The sequence below is a fragment of the Cryobacterium sp. Hz9 genome, from assembly GCF_004402825.1.
GTDB classification, from domain to species: Bacteria; Actinomycetota; Actinomycetes; order Actinomycetales; family Microbacteriaceae; genus Cryobacterium; species Cryobacterium gelidum.
Map to the genome: position 1 here is coordinate 1 of NZ_SOFC01000010.1, position 20,875 is coordinate 20,875.

Consider the following 20,875-nt stretch of genomic DNA (forward strand, 5'->3'; position numbering starts at 1 on the left):
TACCTTCAGTCCGCGCCGAGAACGCGGCACAATAGAACACACAACAAGTGGCTCAGTTTTCACCGTCGATAGTGGCTCAATTTTCAACCGTCGTCGACAAGCGGAGACGATACGCATGTTTTTTACGTTTCCAGTATTCCGCGTCGCAACTCAACAGGCGTCTATCCCCAGTACTCGCGGTGTCCATCGCAGGGATGCAACCAAGAAGCCGAGACCACACTCGGCCCCTGATTATGGTGGTCCAGTTCGTCAGCTTCATCGGGGCCCACCACAAACCCGCCGACCTCGACCCCTGGGTCGCTGCCAGCATCGGGGCGCTCGTGACCATCTGGGTCACGTTCGTGCCCTCCTCATCTTCATCTTCCTCAGCCCACCGCACGTCGAACGCCTCCGCGCAACCTCGCCGAGGCGCTCACCGGCATCACCGCGGCCGTCTGCGCGGTGCCACAACAGATAAGGATCACAAAATGCCGCCAAAGCGCAATGGAGGCGGAGACTCCAGTGGACGCATTGGTGGCGATGCCATTGCGGCACTTCAGTTTGTGGTCGCGACGCGTCACCGACAACGCGCCTGATAGTGCCATGATGACCGCAGGAGTCTGGCACCGTCAGCTCGCCGTGTTGCGAGGTCAGGCACGCCCAAAGAAGGAGATGGCCTTGGCCAAGAAAATGTACACACCGGACGAGCAGATCGATCGGCTGCGAATCTATAACGTCGTCGCCGGAAGTTTGCACCTGCTCCAGGCGATCTTCTTTTCGGTGATTCTGAGCACCCTGAGTTCGCAGGTTCTGTTCGCGGTGACGGCGGACTATTTGGCTGGTCCCCCCGGGTTTCCAATTCCACCGGAGCGGGTCACCGTGTTCGAGGTGAATATCGGTGCCGGTGTCGTCGCTTTCCTCGCCCTCAGCGCCTTCTTTCACTTCCTTATTTCGAGCCCGTGGTTTTTCGCGCGGTACAAGAACGGTCTCAAGAACACGCACAACTATTTCCGCTGGGTCGAATACTCCCTGAGTTCATCGATCATGATCTGGCTCATCCTGGCGATCAACGGCGTTACGGATATTGGTGCGCTGTTCGCGGTCTTCGCTATTAATGCGGCCATGATCATGTTTGGTGCCTTGCAAGAGAAATATGAGCGTCCCGGTTCCCGCGGATTGGTGCCATTCATTTTCGGGTGCATGGTCGGCATCGTTCCTTGGATCCTCATCCTTATCTACTTCCTGCGACCGGGCAGCGCCAGCGACGTCGCTATCCCCAGCTTCGTCGTCGGCATTGTTATTTCTCTATTCCTGTTCTTCAATACCTTTGCGATCAACCAATGGCTGCAGTACAAGCAGGTCGGTAAGTGGAAGAGTTATCTTCAAGGCGAACGCGCGTACATCACTTTGAGCCTGGTAGCCAAAACCGCGCTCGCCTGGCAGGTGTTTTCCGGCGCCATCATTCCGGCAATCACCGGCTGATCGACGTCGTCGGCATCAACAGCATCAACGGCATCAACAATTCTGCGCGGCATATGGCCGGTAGCTGCGCGTTGTCGGGTGGGAGTTGCGACGCAACTCACGGCTAATCGTCGACGCGGAGCGCCCCAGATCCCGTGCCATCGCGCGAATGTCGGCACCGCCAAGCCGTAGATCTGCGATGCGCAGACGCTCCTCCTGGCGAATCGGACGTCTACTTTGTGATCCGTGGTCTCCGTGGCAGCGATGATCGAACGAGAACACCAACCGGCTTCTGCGCCAATAGCTGGCCCCCGCCGAAGCGACTCTCAGAAATGGACGGAATGCGCAAGCGTGGGCGGTTTACCTATCTCTTCGATCTAATGTCCCGTAGACGGATGGCGTGTGACCGTTGCGCGCTGAATCCTGGTTAGGGCGAACCAGCGAATGCCCTCTCGGAGTCTGCACCAGGCGACGAGCTTCCACTGGCCAGCGGTGAGAGCGAAGATCATTGGTTCCACCTCGCGTCGTGTGGTTTGCCCCTCCGCGTCGGTGTAGGTGAGGTTGACGGTGACCTGGTCAACGGTGGCTTGCTCGAGCGCGGACATCACGCGCCATTCGGCTGACGGGCCGACGTCAACTCATACGCGGCTGGAGAGCTCAGCGGCTTTCCGACGGAACACTGGATCAAGTACGTCAAGCACTTTGAGGATCGAAGCACGCGCCGAGTCCGAGAACGGAGCTTGCGCGGCCGTCGCCACTGCCGCACTAAGGGCCAATGCTTGTGATGCTGTGAGGTTCACCGGTGGTAGACGGAACGCGAACAAAGATGAAATCATGAAGAAAGACAGCCCACCCAAGCCTCATTTGTTCTCGTACCCGGCTACTGGCTTGGTGGATGGGCGAACGACGCTGTCGCGGCCCATCTGCGCGACCGCGGCCACAACGTCATCCCGGTAACGATGTCGGGTCTCGATCCCAACGACCCTCATCGTGCGGAGAGAACCTTGGCCGACCAGGTGGACTCTTTACGCTCGGCCGTCAGCACTGCTGGTGCCGACGACTCCTCCGTCGTCCTCGTAGCCCACAGTGGCGCCGGTTTCTCCGCCTCCATGCTCCTCGACCAGGACCCAACCGTGGTCGATCGCATCATCTACGTCGATAGTGGGCCGGTCGCTGACGGATCAGCGTTCGATACGTCGGTGCCGTCTGATGTGCAGGAGGTGGCGCTGCCACCGTTCGAGCAACTGGCTGCCAGTCTCGACGGCCTGAGCAAGGAAGCGCTCGAACTATTCCGTCAGCGAGCAGTGCCGATGCCCGCAAGTGTGATGCGCGACCAGGTAAGTCTGGAGAACGATTCCCGCCGAAGCGTGCCATCGACGATCATCGCCTGTTTGTACCCCTCTCGGGTGCTAATGCAAATGGCTCACGAAGGTAATCCGATGATGGCTGAAGCCGCACTCCTCCGCGATCTCGAACTCATCGATCTCCCGACCGGGCATTGGCCCATGTGGAGCCGACCAGCAGACCTCGCCGTAGCCATCGCCGCAACGGTCGACCACTAGCCGCCGGGACGGACGAAGGTTTAGTTGACACGTCATTTAGGCATCTGGGGCGCGTGGTTGGTGCTGAATCGCTCGGGGAAGCGTTTCCGGGCCGCGTCTCCAGCGTCGCTGCTCGTTGAATGGCCTTGGCTGCTGCGAGGCCGTAGCGGCCGTCGGCGGGCGTGTTGAGGCCGATCCCGGTATGACGATGTTCGTGGTTGTAGCCGTCGACGAACGAGGCCATGAACGATTTCGCGTCGGTGAGGCGGGCGGGGTGGCGTGGCAGGCGGCGGCGGTCCTTGACCTGCTTGTTCTCGTTCAACAGAATCTGTTGGCTGTCGGCATCACTGATCCTGTTCGCCGGGATCAGCGCCGGCCCGGCCACGGAATCGCATCGTTTTCGACGCTTGAGTGATCGAGTCCGCAAGGTAAACGGTGACGATCGCGTGAGGGACCAGGCTTACGCGGTAGACGCGCGCGACCCCAGCCAGATCCCGGAATGGTCGAAGACGCCTACCAAAAGCTCGGGGTGGCCGGGGCCAGCGCAGACGTCGACGCTCAAGTTGACCCGCGATCAGTGGGAGTTGAAATTCTGACACGTCGACCGGTGGCTTCAGGCGAAGCGAGGCACAAACGTATATCTCGCAATAGGCGCGACGGGCCACTTTTCATCACGTTGATGCTCGTCTTTCGCACCGAAATTTTTTCAAGTGTTGCCAAAATGGCCATTTGAGCAAAGAAGAACCCCCCTACTCCCCAGTGAAACACTGGGATATAGGGGGTTTTTCGTGGCGGTACCGGTGGGATTTGAACTCAAAGTCCCGCACAGTCATAGCCTAGCGGAAGGTCACGATGCCCGTAAAATCAACGGTTTTCGGTCACCATGGCACTTCAACAATCACCTCGAATTTCTTGAAGTGTGGGCAGAATGTGGGCACGCCCTGGGGCGGCCTCGCCGGTGATGTGTGATGTCTCAGGACATCTCTGACAGTTCATGTATCAGGACATCTCTAGCAGTTCTGAGGGTTGCGAGGACCGCGTGGGCCGTGGGGTCGGCCGCGGCCAACGCATTTGGAAACTGAAACCTGAAGCAGGCACTGCTGGAAGTCGAGTAGTACTGCGACTATCCGGGACACAAACCAGGACTCGTCATCTGAGATGAGGCTGATCAGCGTAGGGGATCGTAAACGTGATCGCGCGTCCGAGGAAGGTACCCTGCGGCTGCCTCGCGTTGAATTCGCCAACTTCTGCGAGGGCGATTCTCTCGGCGTGGGCTAGGTGGGTCCCGACAGCATCCGAAGGTGCTTAGCCACGATTGCCGCTAATTTCGGACAGCCCGCTTTTTCGAGCGCTTCGGCCAGGCCCGTCACAGAGTCGCCTTTGGCGCGTCGGTTCTGCCAATAGCTGTTCTGCGACCGAGTGACCTCGCGGACGAGAAATGAATAGCTGCTCTCCACCAGGCAGAAGAACTGGTCGGGCGTGTAGAGATCATACGGCAGCAGGTCCGGGTCGCCGAAGTCCTTGATGTTCATTGTGAGCAGAATGTCTGCCTGGCAGTAGACGGCCGCGTTGTGGACGTGCTGATCGTCTTTGTCTTTCAGACTCGGAGCCTCGCCACCCGTCCAGTCCTCGAGGATCTCGTCGAAGTTCTCACGAAACAGCGCTTCGCGGTTTTTCCGCAGCTCTCCGCCCGACTACGGATGCTTTCTGCGCCACACGCAATGGGTTTCGTCTAGCACGTCCGGAGTCACGCTCAGACTAAACATCTTGGATTGGTTGCGCAGCATGAACAGCCAGTCGTAGAGGGTGCGGCTTCCTAGGATGTTGGAGTCGACGAATACGCGGTGCACGAGTCCACATTATCGGTCTGGGGTGGACGCGCGTTCCACCCTTGTTTTACTCCGCCGCTTCGAGAGCCTCATCCAGTTCACGAAGTCTGGCGAAGGCGTCCAGTCGAGCAGCAGTACGAGCCTTCGCGAGGATGGCGACGTCCGCTTGCTTGAAACGGTGATGCGCTCCCACTTTGTGCGAGGGGAGCAGGCCGTCCCGCACTAACTTCATAAGCGTCGGCCGGGAGATCCCGAGGATGCTTGCGGCGGTCGTTGACGTCATCTCACTAGGAACCGATTGCACGTTCACTGCGCCCGAAGGCAACGTTCGGATGACGAACTGCATAAGCTCGGCCAGCGCGCCGTCCAGCTCAAGAGTCGTGCCGTCATCGAGAGTCAACGAGGCCGCGGTGATGTTTCGATCGTGAACATGCTCGATGAACATCTCGGCAGAGCGGCGGACTGTTTCATCCACGAGAAGGGATCCGTTCACCAGCACATTGGGCGCCATGACAACACTTCTCTCTTCTCGACGTGGCCGCAGATCCGACTGATGAATCTGGCCCGTGTTGGCGGCGCGTGGCGCGGCCTCATCCTCCAGCCTAGATCCTTGCAGATATAACTGCAAGACCGAATTGAGCGGCTCGACTCGGCGACATCGCTTGTCGATGTGCCCACTTCGAAGCCCCGAAGGACCACTTCGCGGGCGAGTCCTTCGAGCGCATACCGATATCGAGGGGTAAATCAACGCGTTGACTTACCGCATTGAACCAGGAATTTGTACCGGGGAACTACTGGGACGCGTGCTTATCAGCAGAGTGCCGACGTTTGATAACCGACTGGATTCCCTTGTACGCAAGCATGCCTGCGATGCAAAGGAAGATGGCGCGGGAAACGTAGTCGAACCATTGCGACGCATTCTCAATGGTAAGAATCGAAAATGCGATGATGACGATGGCGCCGCCGAGATAAGCGGTGCTGGTGCGCTTCGAATCTATTTCGGACTCAGCATGGTCAGGACCTATCATGCTCGAAGCCTACTGCGCTCACTCATCATGTCCCGAAACCCTAGGGATATAAGACGTCTCGCGGCCGTGACCTGCGCCTCCTTAGAATCGGCGGAATCTCGCGGCGCGGCGAGTCTCATAACTACGTCGTATAACCTTCTGGTTAAATTGCGGTACTCAACGTTAGTTATGAGACACCCTAGGACCACCGTGACGAAGCTGATCGGCTACGCGCGCGTCTCCACGCGCCAGCAATCCACCGACCGGCAGGAGGTAGACCTTCTGGCCGGTGGTATCCGGCGTGATGATCTCTATGGCGACCATGGGATCTCAGGCGCTCGCACATCGCGGCCTTACTTCGATCGCGCGCTTGACGCTCTCGAGGCGGGCGACACTCTCGTCATCACGACTCTGCACCGGCTCGGGCGATCGACGCAGAACATGCTCGTTTTCGCCAAAGAGCTCCGCGCCCGCGGCGCCGGCCTGAGGGTGCTCGACCTGGGCGGCGGCGACGTCGACACTGCGACACCGATGGAGACCATGCTATTCACGATCATGGCGGCGCTCGGTCAAATGGAACACGAAATCACGCGAGAGCGCATACTCGACTCGATCAACAAGCGCTGCGACGCCGGAAAAGATCTCAGCGGGCGACCGCGACTCATTACCGACGGTCAAATCCGAAATGCCCACCGGCTCATAAAAGGTGGAGAGACAGCGGCGCAGGTCGCGCTCGATTTTGGAATGTCCCGAGCGACCTTCTACCGCCGCGCGCGCCCTCGGGCTACTGCCAGATCAACCTGCTGACGAGACTCTGGCACGTGACGCCGCCACCAAGCGCTAGCCGTTAGGTCACGGCCCGTACGGTGTTAAGAAACTCCACCACTCAGCGGGACGTGACCGTGCTTGGGTTTTCTTGGTCGTTTCGCATGGCCGCTAACAGATGATGACAGAGTCTCACCTCCACGACATTCTGGATAAAACACAGTGGTTAGAGACCGAGCAGGGGTACGTTCGCTTCAACAGATCGAAAACCGCTGTGGGCGTACGGCCCGTCGGCGCTGAATGAAATGGAGCAGCACCATGGCGACAATTCTCTGGATCATTGCGGTAATCCTCGTAATTGCAGGCATTGTCGCGCTATTTCGACGCCAGATGCTCTGGGGTATTGTGCTCATCGTCGTGGGACTGTTGGTTGGTCCAGGAGGCGTGAGCCTCTTCACTTGAGATTGCGGATCGAGTAGCCGTTTCGGGGCGTGGCGGAACTCCGGAACGGTTTCGGCGTGAAGGATCCACTGACGCTCTTCGTTGTCTGAGCGCTGCATGACGTCGAGGAGGCCATAGCTTTTCCTGACACTTGCGATCGTCTCGCGGAGCGGACGGGCATGCACGGGTCTAACCGAGCCTTCACCAAACCCGGCGCTCGACAAAGCCACATGGACGAGCGGGCGGGAGGGACTTCACTCGCGAGTGCGGTCCCTCCCGCCCGCTTAGCTCAGTCCCCCATTGACGCGAACGCTAAAAACCCAGATGGCTCACTCGAAAGGATTCCCGCGCACGGGTTGCTCCGCACCGTTAACACCAACTGCCCACTCATCGGTGGTGCCTTCACGATTGACGGCGTCCAGGTCTGATAGCCGAAGCAGGAAAGTGACCGGCGCGGCCCAAAGCCGCCGCACGAGAGGGCCACCAGCCGGTGTCGCCTGCCGCGAATGAGTAAGACAGGCACCACACGCAGATCTAAAAGATGACGACTGGTTTGAGCGTCACGCCGCTCTCGCTATCAGCAAAGGCCTCGTTGATGTCAGTGAAGTCGTACTTTTTGACGAGCTTGTCGAACGGGAACACGCCGGCCTCGTAGAGCGAGATCAGCTGGGGTATGAAAGTTTGCGGCACGGAGTCGCCCTCGATCACCATGCTGATTTTCAGCCCGGTCAGCAGCAGACTGCCGATATCGATCGGTGCCTCGGTACCAGGCGCCGCCGCACCGACGAGGGCACCATGTCCAAGGACGCCGAGGGATTTAGTCATCTGGGCGAAAACGAATTTGTTGCCGGTCGTGTCGAGAGCGTAGTTCACCCCGCCACCAGTGATTTCGCGGATCCGCGCGACGGCATCCTCGTCCTTGCTGTTGATGGTGTGGGTGGCGCCAAGTGTCTTGGCGAACTCCAGCCGGCTGTCGACAATGTCTACGGCGATGATCGTCGTGGCGTTAGCAACGACGGCGGCGAGAAGACCGGACATCCCCACCGCTCCGGATCCGAAGATGGCGATGCTGCTGCCGGCTTCCGGCCGGAGAACGTTGAGCACAGCGCCTGCGCCGGTCTGGATGCCGCAACCGAGCGGACCCATAAGCTCCAACGGTGCATCCTTGGAGATCTTGACGACGCTGCGCTCGGCGACGTTACTGACCGAAGCAAACGACGACTGACCAAAGAAGTGAGAGGAAACGGGCGTGCCATCGTCAGCAGTGAACGCGGTCGAACCATCGGGACGGGCACCACTGAAGTCAAGGTCGTAGAGATGGATGCAGTACGAGGGATGCCCAGAGACACAGGAAGAACACACCCCACAACTGGAAAAGCTAAGAAGCACATGGTCGCCGACTTCGACACTTGTCACGCCCTCCCCAATAGCCTCGACGATCCCGGCACCTTCGTGGCCGAGCACGGCGGGCAGCGGGGTGGGATACAGCTGATCGCGCACGATGGCGTCGGTGTGGCAGACACCCGTAGCGACCATACGCACCTGAACCTCGGTAGCGCGAGGCGCATCGAGAATGAGCTCCTGAATCGCAAGTGGCTCGCCCTTGGTGAGAGCGACAGCAGCGGTTACCTTCATTTCATCTACCCCTTCGGCCCGCGGCGCAATGTCGCGCTAGCCATTATCAGTCTGCTCTTTTTTCGGATGGGCCACAATTTACGCTATCTGGAGAAAAGCTTCGCGCCGTCTGGTCGCAGCTCCCACGATGGGGAGGCATGGCGGTACAGCGTCTGCCGGGTGACACCCAGTTCTTTGCAGAGGTCGCCCACTTTGGTTTCCCGCTGCCCCATCGCAGCCATAGCTAGGCGAACCTTGGCCGGCGTCCCGCCCGTCCTCCGCCGTGCTCGCGCTGCGGCCGGCCCAGCGACGGTACGTTCGGAGACGACCGCCCGCTCGAACTCCGCGAGAGCCGCGAAGATACCGAAGACGAGCTTCCCAGATGCAGTCGTAGTGTCGATCGCGGCGCCCTCGCCGGTGAGCACCTTGAGGCCGATTCCGCGGTCGGTGAGGTCATGCACCGTATTGACGAGGTGGCGTAGATCTCGGCCGAGACGGTCGAGCTTCCACACCAAGAGAGTGTCCTCCTCGCGGAGAGCTTTCAGGCAGGCCGCCAGCTGCGGACGATCGTCCTTCTTTCCGGAAGCACGGTCCTCATAGAGGTCGCCCGGGTCAACGCCAGCCACCAAGAGTGCGTCCCGCTGCAGGTCAGTGCTCTGCGACCCGTCGGCCTTCGAAACCCGCGTATACCCGCCGAGCATGCTGACCCCTGTCATTTATCCGTTCGATTACGTGACAAGACGAGTGTCGTTTTTCATACTCGCCTGCACGAAGGGCCTCGATTTTCCGGGGGTGTGCAGGCGAGTGCGGATCGGAATGTTTCCCTACTTCTCTGCACAAAACGCCCGTCTACTCGTACTCATCTGCACAAAGATTGCTCAGGTTGAGGCATCGCCGGCTCGTTGGATTGCCCGGTAGACCGTGGACCTGGCGACGCTGAAGAGTTCAGCGATCTGCGCGGTGGTGTGTTCGCCGCGCTGGTACACCTCGACCAGTTGTTTTTCCTGCGCCGGAGTCAGTTTGGGTTGCTTGCCGCGGAGCCGGCCGGCCGCTTTGGCGACCTGCATCCCCTCGCGAGTACGTGCTCGGATCAGGTCGGCCTCGAATTCAGCGACCATCGCGAGCACATTGAAGAGGAGCCTTCCAACTGGATCGGTTGGATCGTGAACGGAACCGCCGATGCTGAGCTTCACTTCACGAAGGGTGAGGTCGTCGACGATGTCTTTGGCATCGCGAAGCGAGCGCGCCAGTCGGTCGAGTTTGGTCACGACGAGGGTGTCGTCGGCTCGGCAGGCGGCTAGCGCTTCGCGAAGACCTGGTCGGGCACGGTTCGTTCCGGTGAGGCCCTGATCGGTGAACGTCATCTGGACTGAGACGCCGAGGGCGGCAAGGGCGTTCTTTTGGGCGGTGAGGTCTTGGTCGTTGGTTGATATGCGCGCGTAGCCTATAAGCATCCCGGTCATGCTTCTGAAGTGAACCGGTTAGCCCCCGTTCGACTTACGGGACAGCTCGATGCGTCTGATCCTTCGCGGTCTTTTTCGCCTTGGCAGTCAAAGCGATGACCGCGCTTGCAGCTGAGAGGACGGCTAGCAGCAGAGCGAGAACCAGACTAAAAACGTGCCCTCCGTTGGTTCCCGTGTCTCCGTTCGCGATCGCAATTATCTGGATCGTTGCATTTGCTAGCCAGAGCACGACCATTGCGAGGCTGAGCCCGACCTGGTGCCTGCCGACCCACAAAATCATCCGTCTGCCAGTCATGGTGTCAATATATCCGTGTGATCTTCCAATTCCTACGAGGCCGATAGGGGTTCCTCCTGTGGGACCAAAGGAAGGTCTTCAGCGGTTTGAACCAGCGGTGCAGACGAGAGGGGGAATTAAGACCCATGAAGCCCACCATCATGGTTGTTGGCAGCCAACATGGGAAACGTAAAAAATCCGCTCATACAACATTTTGAAATGCCTGCGGCAGGTCACTTCTCGTCGGTGGCTCGGTGATCCCAGTTGCTCTCGCATCTCGAACGACGAAGTTTCAGTGTCCAGCTCAGTAGGGGGGGCTTTTTCGAACCGATGCCACAACGCTCAGGATGAGCACGCCGCACCCGCCGGCCGCGAACACAATCGAAACAATAAGCGGGAACACTTCTTGCCAGATAAGGAAGGCGCCCACGGCCATAATAAGAACTCCAACAACTGCCATCGTGCCGAAATATCGCTTTGGATTCACGGTACTTCCCCTCGTCAAAACGGCCCGGATTTGTGAACTGACCGCGGCACCAGCCACGACTCCCAAAATACTGCAACCGAGATACGTCGAACCGTTGACGCTGCAGTCGGGATGGAGGAACCGATGACAATTGTTGTCTGTCGCGGTATTTGACGATAGCGGCGTCATCGTCGGTGACAATAGCTGTCCCGCAGGGGGTTCCTCGTACGGGAACGCGGTGAGGGCATATTTAAGTGGAGTGGCTGTTTCCCTCGAGCGAACGTGTGCGAGGGTTCAGGCGCCGATGCCACGCGCGTCGGAGAATCACCTCGGCGCGCAGCACAAACGGCGAATAGGGTCACAGAAACTCGTCGACTTCTGGCGCTGCTAGCCTCGCCGTATGGAAAGTACGGTGGCAGTCCCTGGGAATCGAGAACGTCCGCGCGTACTCTCAGCTGCTGGTCTCGGGCGCCTGCCGGGACTAATCAGCGCAGGTCTGGTCTGGGGCCATCTGACGTCCCTCGGGCAGACCTACCTTCCAGAGCCCCTCGTTCAGTTGACGAACTGCTATTCGGTCTGGCTTATCATCGCCTATTTCGTCGGCTACCTGTCGGTCACGGGCGGCTTAGCGGCAGTCGCCGGGCTTTTCTCGGTTCTCGCCGCTGATGTCGGCTTCTACATAGGAATGTGGGCGCAATTCGGGATCATCGGAAGCTGGACCGGCGACACCTACTACATGATTGGCGCTCTCATGTTCGGCCCGCTCCTCGGGCTGGCCGGGTACCTTTTCAAAACGCGGTCTCGTTGGGCGACGTACGGCGTCGCTCTCATGGCTTCGCTCTTCTTCTCGGAAGCGCTCTACCGGCTCAGCAAGACTGACGTAGTGACGGCAGGATTCTCGGACGGTTGGTACGTATTCGCAATCCTCGGCGTTGGGTTCCTACTCGCTACCCTTCCTCGTACTCGACACCAACCGCTGCCCCTACTCAGCATCATCCCGCTTACTGCATTCGCATATGTAGGCGTTGCCGTAGTTCTACCCGTCGTTCTGTCGCTGATTTAGACGCAACCAAGGCTTAGAACGCATCCAGATTCCGGATCAAGGTTCGGCCGTCCACGGGGACCAGCCCCTACTCGATCGACCCGAGCTTCGTCGTCGAGGCGGTGCGGGCAGTCGCTCTGACACGCAAGTCAAGCGTCCCGTAGGGGTTCCTCTTGCGGGCGGGGTCACAGGGTGTTGCCGGATTGCTCTGGCGGCGTGCCTGGGCAAATAGACCTTGACCCACCCAAATCTATATAGATAGATTGGCGACATGAAACCTTTAGGTCGCATGACCCCCGCCACGGCAGATGTACTCGAGGTGCTCTTGAATGCCGGTGACCCAGTCTGGGGATTGAGAATCGTGAAGGTGACGGGACGGCCCGCGGGAAGTGTGTACCCGATTTTGGAGAGGCTTGAACGCTTGGGGTGGGCCGCTTCGCAGTGGGATGAGGACACTGATCGCAGTGGACCGCGCCGTCGGCTCTACTTGCTCTCGGACGGGGCAAAAGCGTCTGCCCTCACTGTCGTAGCCGGAGTTCGGGATCGACAAGCTCGGTTAACGGCACAAGCAGCGGCGGCACGGGCGTGAGCATTGCAGACTCGTTGGTAGCCGCGGTGGCCTGGACGCTTCCCGCGCTCGCGCGCCAGCGTTATCGCGAAGAGTGGCTGGCCGACTTGGTCGGTGCTCGCGATCTGCAGCTATCGCAATGGTCAATTGTCGGGGGTGTGGCAATGGCCGCGATCACGATTGATCGCACGGACCCAAGCGTGACCGGCATCACAAGAGCGAACCTTGTGGCCAACCGGATGCGCTCGGCTGCCATGTTGCTGGGAAGCGCGGCAGTCTTGGGCTTCGGTTTGTTTCTCTGGGGCGGCTACGAAATGTTCGAAATTGCTCCGCTCGGACTGGGGATACGGGTCCTTGCCTTTTTCCTCGCAACGCTCGGACTCTTCGCGTGCTTGGGGACACTGGTCGTCGCTTTCGACTCCGATAGCAGACGCACAGGGCTCGCGCTTGCTACCGGGGTCGTTGTGGTCTTCGCTCTCATGGCCGTGGTGATGGTGATGCCCTTCCTCGGTATCCTCGCGGTCCCGGTATCCCTGGCCGCCATCGTTGTTGCCGTCAGTTGCAAGAGAAAACCGGCCAGCTCTCATCAACGGTCACGGCGGAGCCGAGTCCTGATGACTCTTCCCTTCACAGTGCTCGCCCTACTGATTGTGGCCGCAGGCGTTCTGCACATCTTCGTGTGGAACCCTCTCGCAAAGGTGCCAGGCCTCAGCCTGGACGAAATCTACTCGGCGATGTCCGCCGCCGGTGAGGCGCCTCGCAACGCCTTCTTCATGGTGTGGGCCATCTTCTGGGGAGCCGTGGCCGTGACGCTTCCAATCCTCTGCGGTATTCGAGGAATCGCGTGGTTTTTCACTGCTCGCCGAATCATTGTGGTGGGCTTGCTCCTGGTCGGGTCGACCGCTTCTTTTCATGGGTTCGCAGGGTTCAACATGGGATGTCGCTCGCCGACACCTTCATGACCAGCGGTGGCGACGCAGCAATCAGCGGACCAGCCATAGCCATAGCCGGCCAAATGGCCCTGGTGGCCGCCCTGCTCATCGGTCTGACTCCCCGTCGTTATACGGCGGAGATGGTGGCCGCCAGCCCCCACTGACGCTTGGAGCAACCTTCCCGCGGAGGGTTCCCCTATCGGGAACGCACCCAGACTCGGCGATCGCATGCTCAGGTGCCCCGGTGTTCGCCCCTGTGGGGGCAAACCTCGGCCCTAGGTTTTATGGATTCAGCGCGTAATTTGGTTCTGTGCCGAAGATGCTGACGTCCAGTGTTACGCGGTTGGATTCGCAGACCGTGGTTGCCTCGTGCGCGTTGGACGTGCCCGTCTCGGAGTGTCGTCTATTGATTGAGGCGGCGCTCGTGCATGCGCTAAAACTGACGACAGTCAGCGTGGACGATGATCAGGCGTTTCTGGTGTTTAAAAGCCAGTGGTTACAGCCGAACGGCGGGCTGCATTTTACTTTTTCTGTCTCGGGCACGAGAGCAAAATCGACGCACGTAGCTACGCCCCTTACGAAGGTGCTGCCGCGCCCGGACTCGCTGGAATCAGGGAGCAGTCCCAGATTTTCAACGCGATCGAATTGGCTCTGCCTAAGATGCACTCGCAGGATCTGGCGTAACCGTGCGTATTCTCATTCAGGGCCGGGGCGAATTAAAGCTACTGTAATAAAGCATTTCGTCATTGGACACCCAAATAATAGTTTGGGGTGCTCATCGACCGTTCGTGTGTCCTGGTCGAGTACGGCGTCAGATCGGATCACGACTTTGACCGCGGGGTTATCAACTGGGAGGCTTCGCCCATGAAACCAAAGGTCCACTGGAAGGCTTTCGCTGTCTTCGTCGTGTTGGGAGTGATCCTTGTCGTTGTTGGCATCATGCTTCTGGTTGAGAACAATCGCTACGGCAGCGTCGCGTTCGGACTACTGGGAGCAATGTCCGCCGGCGTGAGTCTTTTCATGCTCATCGGTTGGTCAAGGCGGGCCTGAGGTGGCAACATTCGATTACAACATTGGCTTGGTGATCGAAGAATGTTGAATCGGCCCGATCATCCACGTTGGCGTCAATGTTTATCTCTTCACGGGTGGCCCCTCCGCTGACGCCTATGCTTCGGTCATGAAAACCGTGACGCTTGTGCTGTTAGTTATCGGTTTGGTGGCGTTCGTGAGCGGGCTCGCCTACGTCTTTCGGTTACGGAAACGGATCGGTCCACCTGCTACGCGCCGTCAGTTCTTTACTGCCGTCCTCTGGGTGCAGAGTTACCCTTTGGTGGCGTTAAACGCTCCGGGTTTGGGCGTGAGTTGGGTCCGCTGGGCATGGAAGAATTCGTCAACAAACGGATGTACTTTGTCGCGGACTGATACCTCCGTCCGTGTCGTGCATTAACACAGGAGTAAAAAGAATCTGTCTCACGACCAATCGTCGTACGTTCAATGCTCAGTTTCAGGCTGAGGCCTCAGAGCCGGGGACTTCACCGGGCCGACTAGTTGTACTGAGTCATCAGGTTGGTGACACTCGCTGGAGCGGGGTGGATCCGATGCCCGTGTGAATACGTTCAGTGCTGTAGTAGTTGAGCCACAAGTCAAGGGCTTGGGTGCGCTCAGCGCTGCTCGTGAATACCTACCGGCATGCCCACTCTGCTTGCAGCGTGCGGTTGAAGCGCTCGGCCTTACCGTTGGTCCAGAGGCAGCACGTTTTGATGAAGCGCTGCTGCGCGCCGAGGAGCGTCACGGCATTCTTGAAAGCACTGGATTTTCGGTGTGCGGTGCGGGCTCCACTATCTCAGAAGGATTTTCTTGGATCGCGTCCCGCAACAGAATGCGCCCCGCAATCATCCCCAAACACACCCATTTCCGCGCGGTATCGGTCATAGGTTGAGCTGCGCGCGGCACATAAGCTATTTCTTGGAAGTGTAAATCACCGGGCGATGGCCGTAGCAGAAAGACCACAAGCAGCCGCATTAGATCAAGCAGGAGGACCCGCAATGACCAGAATGTTCGCACTGATCTCCGTGCGACTGTCGGACCGCAGCATCGTGCGCTCCCTCAGCCAGACCGACGATCCTCTCACGTCTAGGCGGCGTGTCTGGCGTAATCGAGTCAGTGCTGCGGCGCTGGTGCTTGTGGTCGCGGGGTTGTCAGGCTGCTCCGGCGTCGGCGACCCGCGCATACCCCCGACGGAGCTGGGGTCGAAAAACCTTGGCATGAACGCGGAGGTGGGTCCTGTCGAAGTCAGGAACCTGCTTTTAGTCACACACGGCGAAGCTGAGCCCGCACGCCTCATCGGGGTCCTCCTGAATGGGGCAGAGAAAGAAATCCAGGTAACGCTGTCAGACCAAGATGACGAGATCTCCGTCACCCTCGATCCGGGGCAGCAATATGCCTTCCAGGAACACCCGACCCTCTTCGAGACCGCTGACGACATACCAGGTGCAGTAGCGGATGTCACCATCACCGTCGGAGCAAATATCGAATCAGTGCAAATCCCCATTCGAAACGGCAGCCTGAAATGGCTTGAGCCGTACCTGCCCAACGGCACGAGCAACTGAGATATACGGATCAGCGGCGACATTCGCGGGATCACTGCTGCTTCTGCGACTGCAAATGTTGCCTTCGGCCGGGATAATGGGGAATGGGACGGAACGGTGGAAGCACCAGCGAACTACGAACGAGCACCGAGGCTGTGAAATCGTCTCTCGCAACGTCGCGGGCGCTAGTCGGTTGTGCGGTCCATGGTCAGAGCCGTTCACGGCGTACCAATGCCACCGTTTCGGATTCTCGTCATCCCCACCAGCGGTAGGCCCCCGTGCCCGGAAACTCTTGCCGCCGGATGGGTGCCCATCTCTCTACTTTCACACGCCGCCTGAACTGGCTGGCTGGTCGAGAACGGTTGGATCAAGCGGGTGGCAAACCTAAGTAGTTACCGTCAGGCCCTCATCTGCGCCACGTCGCGGAGATGCTCAGTCGACGACATGTTTCGGATAGTCAAAAGATGCAGATAAAGTCATGAGTTGTCTCCGTGGGCGCTAAATAGTTTTCTTGAGTAACAATTATTAAAGCTGATCACAGGGGTAATACTGGCTAAAAACAGCGTTGACATTACACGTTGATCAGTAGATTCGGGCTAACGTCTTAAGTGTCCCGAGCACTGAGAGTAAGAGGCTAATTCGTGACTTCATCTTCGTCCAGCACTTCTATCCGGAGCCGAGCCCCGCTAGTTATTACGGCGGCGATCATCGCAGGGCTGGTGATCTTGTTCTTTATCTTCGCCGGGCTATATACGGATGTCTTGTGGTTTGCCCAACTTGGCTTTCTTAACGTTCTGACCACACAGTGGGTCGCTTACGTCGTGCTGTTCCTGATCGGATTCGTGGCGATGTCTGTGCCCGTGTTCGTGAGCATGCAGCTCGCGTACCAGATGCGTACGATGTACGCGAAGCTGAACTCTCAGCTGGACCGGTACCAGGAAGTCATTGAACCGCTGCGTCGACTCGCGATGTACGCTATCCCGGCGCTGCTGGGGCTGTTCGCCGGAATCGCCGCGGCCACGCAGTGGGAGATGATTCTCATGTGGCTCAACCGCACCCCGGTGGGAACTACCGATCCGCAGTTCGGCTTCGACATTGCGTTCTACCTTTTTGACTTGACACTCTACCAGTCCGTGCTCGGATTTGCCTCAGCCGTCGTGCTCATCTCGGCTCTCGTTGCCCTGGCCACGAGCTACCTGTATGGTTCCATCCGTCTCATCGGCCGGGAGGTTCTGCTGAGCAAGGCCGCCCGCGTGCAGATCGCCGTCACCGCAGGCGTCTACCTGCTGCTGCAGGCTGTGAGCATCTGGTTCGACCAATACTCCACACTGACCGCCACCGGCGGCATCATCACCGGCGCCGCCTACACCGAGGTCAACGCGACCATCCCCGGCCGCGCTATTCTCGCCGGCATCGCAGCCCTCGTTGCGATTCTCTTCATCGTCACTGCCATCATCGGCCGCTGGCGCCTGCCCGTCATCGGCACCGCGCTGCTAATCATCAGCAGCCTGCTGATTGGGTCCCTCTACCCGTGGATGGTACAGCGCTTCCAAGTCGACCCAAGCGCGCGTACGCTCGAGTCACCCTATATTGAACGAAATATCAACTTGACGCGAGACGCCTACGATCTCTCGGACATCGTTGAGATTCCGTACAACGCCACCACGGAAGCGACACCGGGCGCGCTGCGTGAAGACGCCGCCACGACGGCCAACATTCGTATTCTCGATCCGGCTCTGGTCAGCGACTCCTTCGCTCAGCTGGAGCAGTTCCGTCAGTACTACCAATTCCCAGCCAACCTCAGCGTCGACCGGTACGAGATCGACGGCGTCTCACAAGACACTGTCGTCGCCGTTCGCGACCTCAACCTCGCCGGCCTCAACGACGGAAACACTTGGGTCAACTCCCGCACCGTCTACACCCACGGCTATGGCATCGTCGCCGCCTACGGCAACCAGCTTTCCGCCGACGGCCAGCCGACGTTCCTCGAGTCGGGCATCCCGACCACCGGAGAACTCGGTGATTTCGAACCACGCATCTACTTCGGAACGACCTCCCCGGAATACTCCATCGTGGGCGCTCCCGAAGGCACAGAACCCATCGAGCTGGACTACCCGTCCGGAGAAGACGGAGCCGGCCAGACCTACACGACATTCAGAGAAGACGGCGGGCCCAAGCTCGACAACGCCTTCACACGCCTGCTCTACGCGCTCAAGTTCCAGTCCGAGCAGATCTTCCTCGCCAACTCCGTCAATGACGAGTCGCAGATTCTCTACGACCGTGACCCCGTCTCGCGCGTGCAGAAGGTCGCTCCGTATCTGACCCTCGACTCTGAGGTCTACCCCTCCGTCGTTGACGGTCGGGTGCAGTGGATCGTTGACGGGTACACCACATCTGCGGAATACCCATACTCCACCCCGGTGAGCCTGAGCGAAGCCATCGCCGACACCGAGACCGAAACCTCGCCGCAGCCGTTCGCGTTAGATAACGTGAACTACATGCGCAACGCGGTCAAGGCCACCGTCGACGCCTACAGCGGCGAAGTGGTTCTCTACGCCTGGGACGAGGAAGAACCGCTGCTGCAGACCTGGCAGAAGATCTTCCCGTCCACGGTCAAGCCGATGAGCGAGATGAGCGGTGACCTTATGAGTCACGTGCGTTACCCAGCCGACCTGTTCAAGGTACAGCGCGCCATTCTGGGTCAATATCACGTAACCGACCCGAGTTCGTTCTATTCCAAGGACGACGCCTGGATCACCCCAAACGATCCGAACTCTCCAGCCGAGAACCCCACCCTGCAGCCGCCGTATTACCTCACCATGCAGGTACCCGGTACGGAGAAGCCATCGTTCTCGCTGTACTCCACGTTCCAGCCTGAAGCCACCGGCGAGTCGAGTCGCAGCGTACTCTTCGGCTACCTCGCCGTTGACGCGGATGCCGGAAACGTGGACGGAGAACGCTCAGAAGGCTATGGCACCCTGCGGCTTCTCAACTTACCCAAGGACGGCACCGTTCCCGGCCCCGGCCAGGTACAGAACATCTTCAGTGCCGACCCGACGGTATCGACCGAGCTCAATCTGCTGCGTCAAGGGGCATCTACGGTACTCAACGGCAACCTGCTCACCCTCCCGGTCGGCGGTGGACTGCTCTACGTGCAACCCGTCTACGTGCAGTCCACGGGTGAGACCAGCTACCCGCTGCTACAGAAGGTACTCGTTGCCTTCGGCGACCAGATCGCCTTCGAGAACACTCTCGATCAAGCGCTTGATACCCTCTTCGGAGGAGACTCTGGAGCCGATGCCGGGGACACGATCGCTCCGGTGACCGAAGATGACACGACCACAGCCAGCCCGACCGAAGGCACCGACACCAGCACCAGCACCGACACGTCTACCGACGTTCCAGCGGCGCCCAGCACCGGCAACGCGGAGACCGACGTCGAACTAACAGCGCTCCTAGAGGCCGCCAACACGGCGCTCACCGAGAAGCAGGCCGCTCTGACCGAGGGCGACTTTGCCGCCTATGGTGCCGCAGACGACAGGCTCGCGGAAACCATCGCGAGTATGCTGGCGCTGCTCGGAGAGTAGCCAGGGCGCAGGATCCTTGCCGGGTCGAATGAACCGTCCGCGGCGCCGATTCAGTCCGGCGTTGTCGTATCCCAATCCCGTGGCGCATGGCGCTGCGCTGCGCCACGGGACCCTGTACGTGCGGGTTGCCGGTGCGGGCAAGATTAAGACCCGCAGCACGAGCCTAAAAGTTCGCAGTCTGGAACGAGCCACTACATCTTCGAAAAAAGCTTTGCACCATCAGATCGCTGTCCATACGGGTCTGTGATTAGGACGTACGAGAGTTGCGACGACGCGACGCCATCATCAATCATGGCCTCATAGTGTTGCTCGCGGCAACCCGGCGCAACTTCCTGAATTACTGCAGGCATAATCCCTCCTCATGGCGAAACCATTTCCGGACTCACTTGAAATAAAGGGTTTTGTCCAAGAAGTAGTTGAACAATTCCGCGGGGATGCCACGTGCTGCCCGAAAGAACCGTCCCGCACTAGATCCCTCTTACGGACGCTTTTTGACCGTCATCGTCGGCAGCATCAAACACTCTGGCTCCTTGACGAGTCCTTACACGAGTAGGCCATAGGGACGCGGTGTGCCGTGACCCGCGGGACCACTTTGCCTTCACTCACGTGTCGGTGCGGGGTTTGGATAGGTTCCCGAGATTCGGAGCCGCCCAAGTCACTCCGTGGAGATGATTAGCCCTTGGTATTGAGGTTTATATTGGGTGCCAACCCGCCATAAATGTATGCTTGCAATTGTTGTACGCTTACAACTATTTCATGAGATGAGGTCGTAAGTGATTCCTGCCGAAGATTTCGACGCTCGCGCGGCGGATGCTGCGTTGACAGCTTCTCGTGCGCTGATGGGTGTGGTGGCTCGATCTGTCGCGAATGTCCTTGAGGTCGTGACGTTGCCCCAGTTTCGTGTTCTCGTGGTGTTGGACAACTCGGGTCCCCTGCGGATGGGCGTCCTGGGCGAAGCCATCGGCGTCCTTCCCTCCACGTTGAGCCGGGCAATCGATCGCATTGTCGAAGCCGGTTGGGTGAGACGGACCACCAGGCCAACTAGTCGGCGGGAGGTACTCATTGAGCTCACGCCAGCGGGACAAAACCTTGTCACTCATGCCCTGGAGCAGCGCCGCGACAACATTGCCGAAATCCTGTCCGTTTTGTCGCCCGACCAAAAGTCCGCAATTGTTTCTGCATTTGAACTCTTTGCCGGGGCTGCCGGGGAGACCTCGTCGGAAGATTTGTTGATCCTTGGCATCTAGCCCGATAAGGGCCTTCCCAAGACTCCAACTCTCCCGGGCGAGACCGTAACCCCCGCGTCGCGCGTGCGAAC

21 protein-coding genes and 2 pseudogenes are annotated in these 20,875 nt (G+C 59.2%); 15 read left to right on the forward strand and 8 right to left on the reverse strand.

Annotated features, from left to right (window positions below):
• Positions 1-441: 441 nt before the first annotated feature.
• Positions 442-1,461 (forward strand): heliorhodopsin HeR, encoded by a 1,020-nt coding sequence (heR, locus tag E3N85_RS04190; RefSeq protein ID WP_241978295.1) that lies wholly within the window; start codon positions 442-444, stop codon positions 1,459-1,461.
• Between the two features lie 42 nt (positions 1,462-1,503).
• Here heR and E3N85_RS16685 read toward each other — a convergent pair.
• Both E3N85_RS16685 and E3N85_RS04200 read right to left on the reverse strand, forming a co-directional pair.
• Positions 1,504-1,665: pseudogene (locus E3N85_RS16685) on the reverse strand (helix-turn-helix domain-containing protein); the annotation flags it as partial.
• Positions 1,666-1,817: 152 nt separating this feature from the next.
• The gene (locus tag E3N85_RS04200) at positions 1,818-2,045 is read right to left on the reverse strand and encodes a YafY family protein (RefSeq protein ID WP_134459769.1); all 228 of its coding nucleotides are present in this window, start codon (positions 2,043-2,045) and stop codon (positions 1,818-1,820) included.
• A 318-nt stretch (positions 2,046-2,363) separates the two neighbouring features.
• On the opposite strand from E3N85_RS04200, the gene E3N85_RS04205 reads away from it, so the two are divergent.
• Positions 2,364-3,002 carry an alpha/beta fold hydrolase gene (locus E3N85_RS04205; RefSeq protein ID WP_241978297.1) on the forward strand — a complete coding sequence of 213 codons (639 nt, stop codon included), beginning with the start codon at positions 2,364-2,366 and terminating at the stop codon, positions 3,000-3,002.
• Between the two features lie 115 nt (positions 3,003-3,117).
• Positions 3,118-3,396: a hypothetical protein gene (locus tag E3N85_RS16590; RefSeq protein WP_206751237.1), complete on the forward strand. Its 279-nt coding sequence runs from the start codon at positions 3,118-3,120 to the stop codon at positions 3,394-3,396.
• An 859-nt stretch (positions 3,397-4,255) separates the two neighbouring features.
• On the opposite strand, the gene E3N85_RS04210 is transcribed toward E3N85_RS16590, so the two are convergent.
• The 3 genes from E3N85_RS04210 to E3N85_RS04220 all read right to left on the reverse strand — a co-directional run bounded on the left by E3N85_RS04210 (position 4,256) and on the right by E3N85_RS04220 (position 5,838).
• On the reverse strand, positions 4,256-4,513 hold the full coding sequence (locus E3N85_RS04210; RefSeq protein ID WP_134459772.1) for a hypothetical protein: 258 nt from the start codon (positions 4,511-4,513) through the stop codon (positions 4,256-4,258).
• Positions 4,514-4,877: 364 nt separating this feature from the next.
• Positions 4,878-5,321: a helix-turn-helix domain-containing protein gene (locus E3N85_RS04215; protein WP_134459775.1), complete on the reverse strand. Its 444-nt coding sequence runs from the start codon at positions 5,319-5,321 to the stop codon at positions 4,878-4,880.
• A 280-nt stretch (positions 5,322-5,601) separates the two neighbouring features.
• On the reverse strand, positions 5,602-5,838 hold the full coding sequence (locus E3N85_RS04220; RefSeq protein WP_134459778.1) for a hypothetical protein: 237 nt from the start codon (positions 5,836-5,838) through the stop codon (positions 5,602-5,604).
• A gap of 189 nt (positions 5,839-6,027) precedes the next feature.
• Between E3N85_RS04220 and E3N85_RS04225 the strand changes: the two genes are divergently transcribed.
• Both E3N85_RS04225 and E3N85_RS16205 read left to right on the forward strand, forming a co-directional pair.
• Complete coding sequence (locus tag E3N85_RS04225) at positions 6,028-6,624, forward strand: recombinase family protein (protein ID WP_134459780.1); 597 nt, start codon at positions 6,028-6,030, stop codon at positions 6,622-6,624.
• A gap of 276 nt (positions 6,625-6,900) precedes the next feature.
• Positions 6,901-7,044 carry a GPGG-motif small membrane protein gene (locus E3N85_RS16205; protein WP_166783851.1) on the forward strand — a complete coding sequence of 48 codons (144 nt, stop codon included), beginning with the start codon at positions 6,901-6,903 and terminating at the stop codon, positions 7,042-7,044.
• Positions 7,045-7,557: 513 nt separating this feature from the next.
• Here the strand turns inward: E3N85_RS16205 and E3N85_RS04230 are convergent.
• From E3N85_RS04230 to E3N85_RS04240, 3 genes are all read right to left on the reverse strand, one after another.
• Entirely contained in the window at positions 7,558-8,658 is a 1,101-nt protein-coding gene (locus E3N85_RS04230) for an NAD(P)-dependent alcohol dehydrogenase (protein ID WP_134459783.1), read from the reverse strand.
• Between the two features lie 83 nt (positions 8,659-8,741).
• Entirely contained in the window at positions 8,742-9,338 is a 597-nt protein-coding gene (locus tag E3N85_RS04235; protein WP_134459829.1) for a recombinase family protein, read from the reverse strand.
• 177 nt (positions 9,339-9,515) lie between these two features.
• Positions 9,516-10,100 (reverse strand): recombinase family protein, encoded by a 585-nt coding sequence (locus E3N85_RS04240; RefSeq protein ID WP_134459786.1) that lies wholly within the window; start codon positions 10,098-10,100, stop codon positions 9,516-9,518.
• Between the two features lie 1,140 nt (positions 10,101-11,240).
• Between E3N85_RS04240 and E3N85_RS04245 the strand changes: the two genes are divergently transcribed.
• The 10 genes and pseudogenes from E3N85_RS04245 (at position 11,241) to E3N85_RS04285 (ending at position 20,804) form a co-directional block, all read left to right on the forward strand.
• Positions 11,241-11,903 carry a DUF6518 family protein gene (locus tag E3N85_RS04245; RefSeq protein ID WP_134459789.1) on the forward strand — a complete coding sequence of 221 codons (663 nt, stop codon included), beginning with the start codon at positions 11,241-11,243 and terminating at the stop codon, positions 11,901-11,903.
• A 268-nt stretch (positions 11,904-12,171) separates the two neighbouring features.
• A complete protein-coding gene (locus tag E3N85_RS04250) occupies positions 12,172-12,471 on the forward strand; it encodes a helix-turn-helix transcriptional regulator (RefSeq protein WP_241978298.1) in 300 nt (99 codons plus the stop codon).
• A gap of 143 nt (positions 12,472-12,614) precedes the next feature.
• Positions 12,615-13,412, forward strand: a complete 798-nt coding sequence (locus E3N85_RS04255) for a hypothetical protein (protein ID WP_134459796.1) — start codon at positions 12,615-12,617, stop codon at positions 13,410-13,412.
• Entirely contained in the window at positions 13,388-13,546 is a 159-nt protein-coding gene (locus E3N85_RS16210) for a hypothetical protein (protein ID WP_166783852.1), read from the forward strand. Before E3N85_RS04255 ends, E3N85_RS16210 begins: the two co-directional genes overlap by 25 nt.
• Before the next feature lie 700 nt (positions 13,547-14,246).
• Entirely contained in the window at positions 14,247-14,432 is a 186-nt protein-coding gene (locus tag E3N85_RS04260) for a hypothetical protein (RefSeq protein WP_134459799.1), read from the forward strand.
• 261 nt (positions 14,433-14,693) lie between these two features.
• A pseudogene (locus E3N85_RS16690) lies at positions 14,694-14,804 on the forward strand (aldehyde dehydrogenase family protein); the annotation flags it as partial.
• A 184-nt stretch (positions 14,805-14,988) separates the two neighbouring features.
• A complete protein-coding gene (locus E3N85_RS17095; protein WP_166783853.1) occupies positions 14,989-15,321 on the forward strand; it encodes a hypothetical protein in 333 nt (110 codons plus the stop codon).
• Positions 15,322-15,427: 106 nt separating this feature from the next.
• On the forward strand, positions 15,428-15,991 hold the full coding sequence (locus E3N85_RS04275) for a hypothetical protein (protein ID WP_134459804.1): 564 nt from the start codon (positions 15,428-15,430) through the stop codon (positions 15,989-15,991).
• 620 nt (positions 15,992-16,611) lie between these two features.
• Entirely contained in the window at positions 16,612-19,557 is a 2,946-nt protein-coding gene (locus E3N85_RS04280; protein WP_174722460.1) for a UPF0182 family protein, read from the forward strand.
• A 773-nt stretch (positions 19,558-20,330) separates the two neighbouring features.
• Positions 20,331-20,804 carry a MarR family winged helix-turn-helix transcriptional regulator gene (locus tag E3N85_RS04285; protein ID WP_134459808.1) on the forward strand — a complete coding sequence of 158 codons (474 nt, stop codon included), beginning with the start codon at positions 20,331-20,333 and terminating at the stop codon, positions 20,802-20,804.
• The last annotated feature ends 71 nt before the right edge of the window (positions 20,805-20,875 follow it).

Coding starts and splice junctions, on each gene's coding strand:
- E3N85_RS04200 (WP_134459769.1), bottom strand. CDS start 2,045: ATGTCCGCGCTCGAGCAAGCCACCGTTGACCAGGTCACCGTCAACCTC.
- E3N85_RS04210 (WP_134459772.1), bottom strand. CDS start 4,513: ATGAACATCAAGGACTTCGGCGACCCGGACCTGCTGCCGTATGATCTC.
- E3N85_RS04215 (WP_134459775.1), bottom strand. CDS start 5,321: ATGGCGCCCAATGTGCTGGTGAACGGATCCCTTCTCGTGGATGAAACA.
- E3N85_RS04220 (WP_134459778.1), bottom strand. CDS start 5,838: ATGATAGGTCCTGACCATGCTGAGTCCGAAATAGATTCGAAGCGCACC.
- E3N85_RS16205 (WP_166783851.1), top strand. CDS start 6,901: ATGGCGACAATTCTCTGGATCATTGCGGTAATCCTCGTAATTGCAGGC.
- E3N85_RS04230 (WP_134459783.1), bottom strand. CDS start 8,658: ATGAAGGTAACCGCTGCTGTCGCTCTCACCAAGGGCGAGCCACTTGCG.
- E3N85_RS04235 (WP_134459829.1), bottom strand. CDS start 9,338: ATGCTCGGCGGGTATACGCGGGTTTCGAAGGCCGACGGGTCGCAGAGC.
- E3N85_RS04240 (WP_134459786.1), bottom strand. CDS start 10,100: ATGACCGGGATGCTTATAGGCTACGCGCGCATATCAACCAACGACCAA.
- E3N85_RS04245 (WP_134459789.1), top strand. CDS start 11,241: ATGGAAAGTACGGTGGCAGTCCCTGGGAATCGAGAACGTCCGCGCGTA.
- E3N85_RS04250 (WP_241978298.1), top strand. CDS start 12,172: ATGACCCCCGCCACGGCAGATGTACTCGAGGTGCTCTTGAATGCCGGT.
- E3N85_RS04255 (WP_134459796.1), top strand. CDS start 12,615: ATGGCCGCGATCACGATTGATCGCACGGACCCAAGCGTGACCGGCATC.
- E3N85_RS16210 (WP_166783852.1), top strand. CDS start 13,388: ATGTCGCTCGCCGACACCTTCATGACCAGCGGTGGCGACGCAGCAATC.
- E3N85_RS04260 (WP_134459799.1), top strand. CDS start 14,247: ATGAAACCAAAGGTCCACTGGAAGGCTTTCGCTGTCTTCGTCGTGTTG.
- E3N85_RS04275 (WP_134459804.1), top strand. CDS start 15,428: ATGACCAGAATGTTCGCACTGATCTCCGTGCGACTGTCGGACCGCAGC.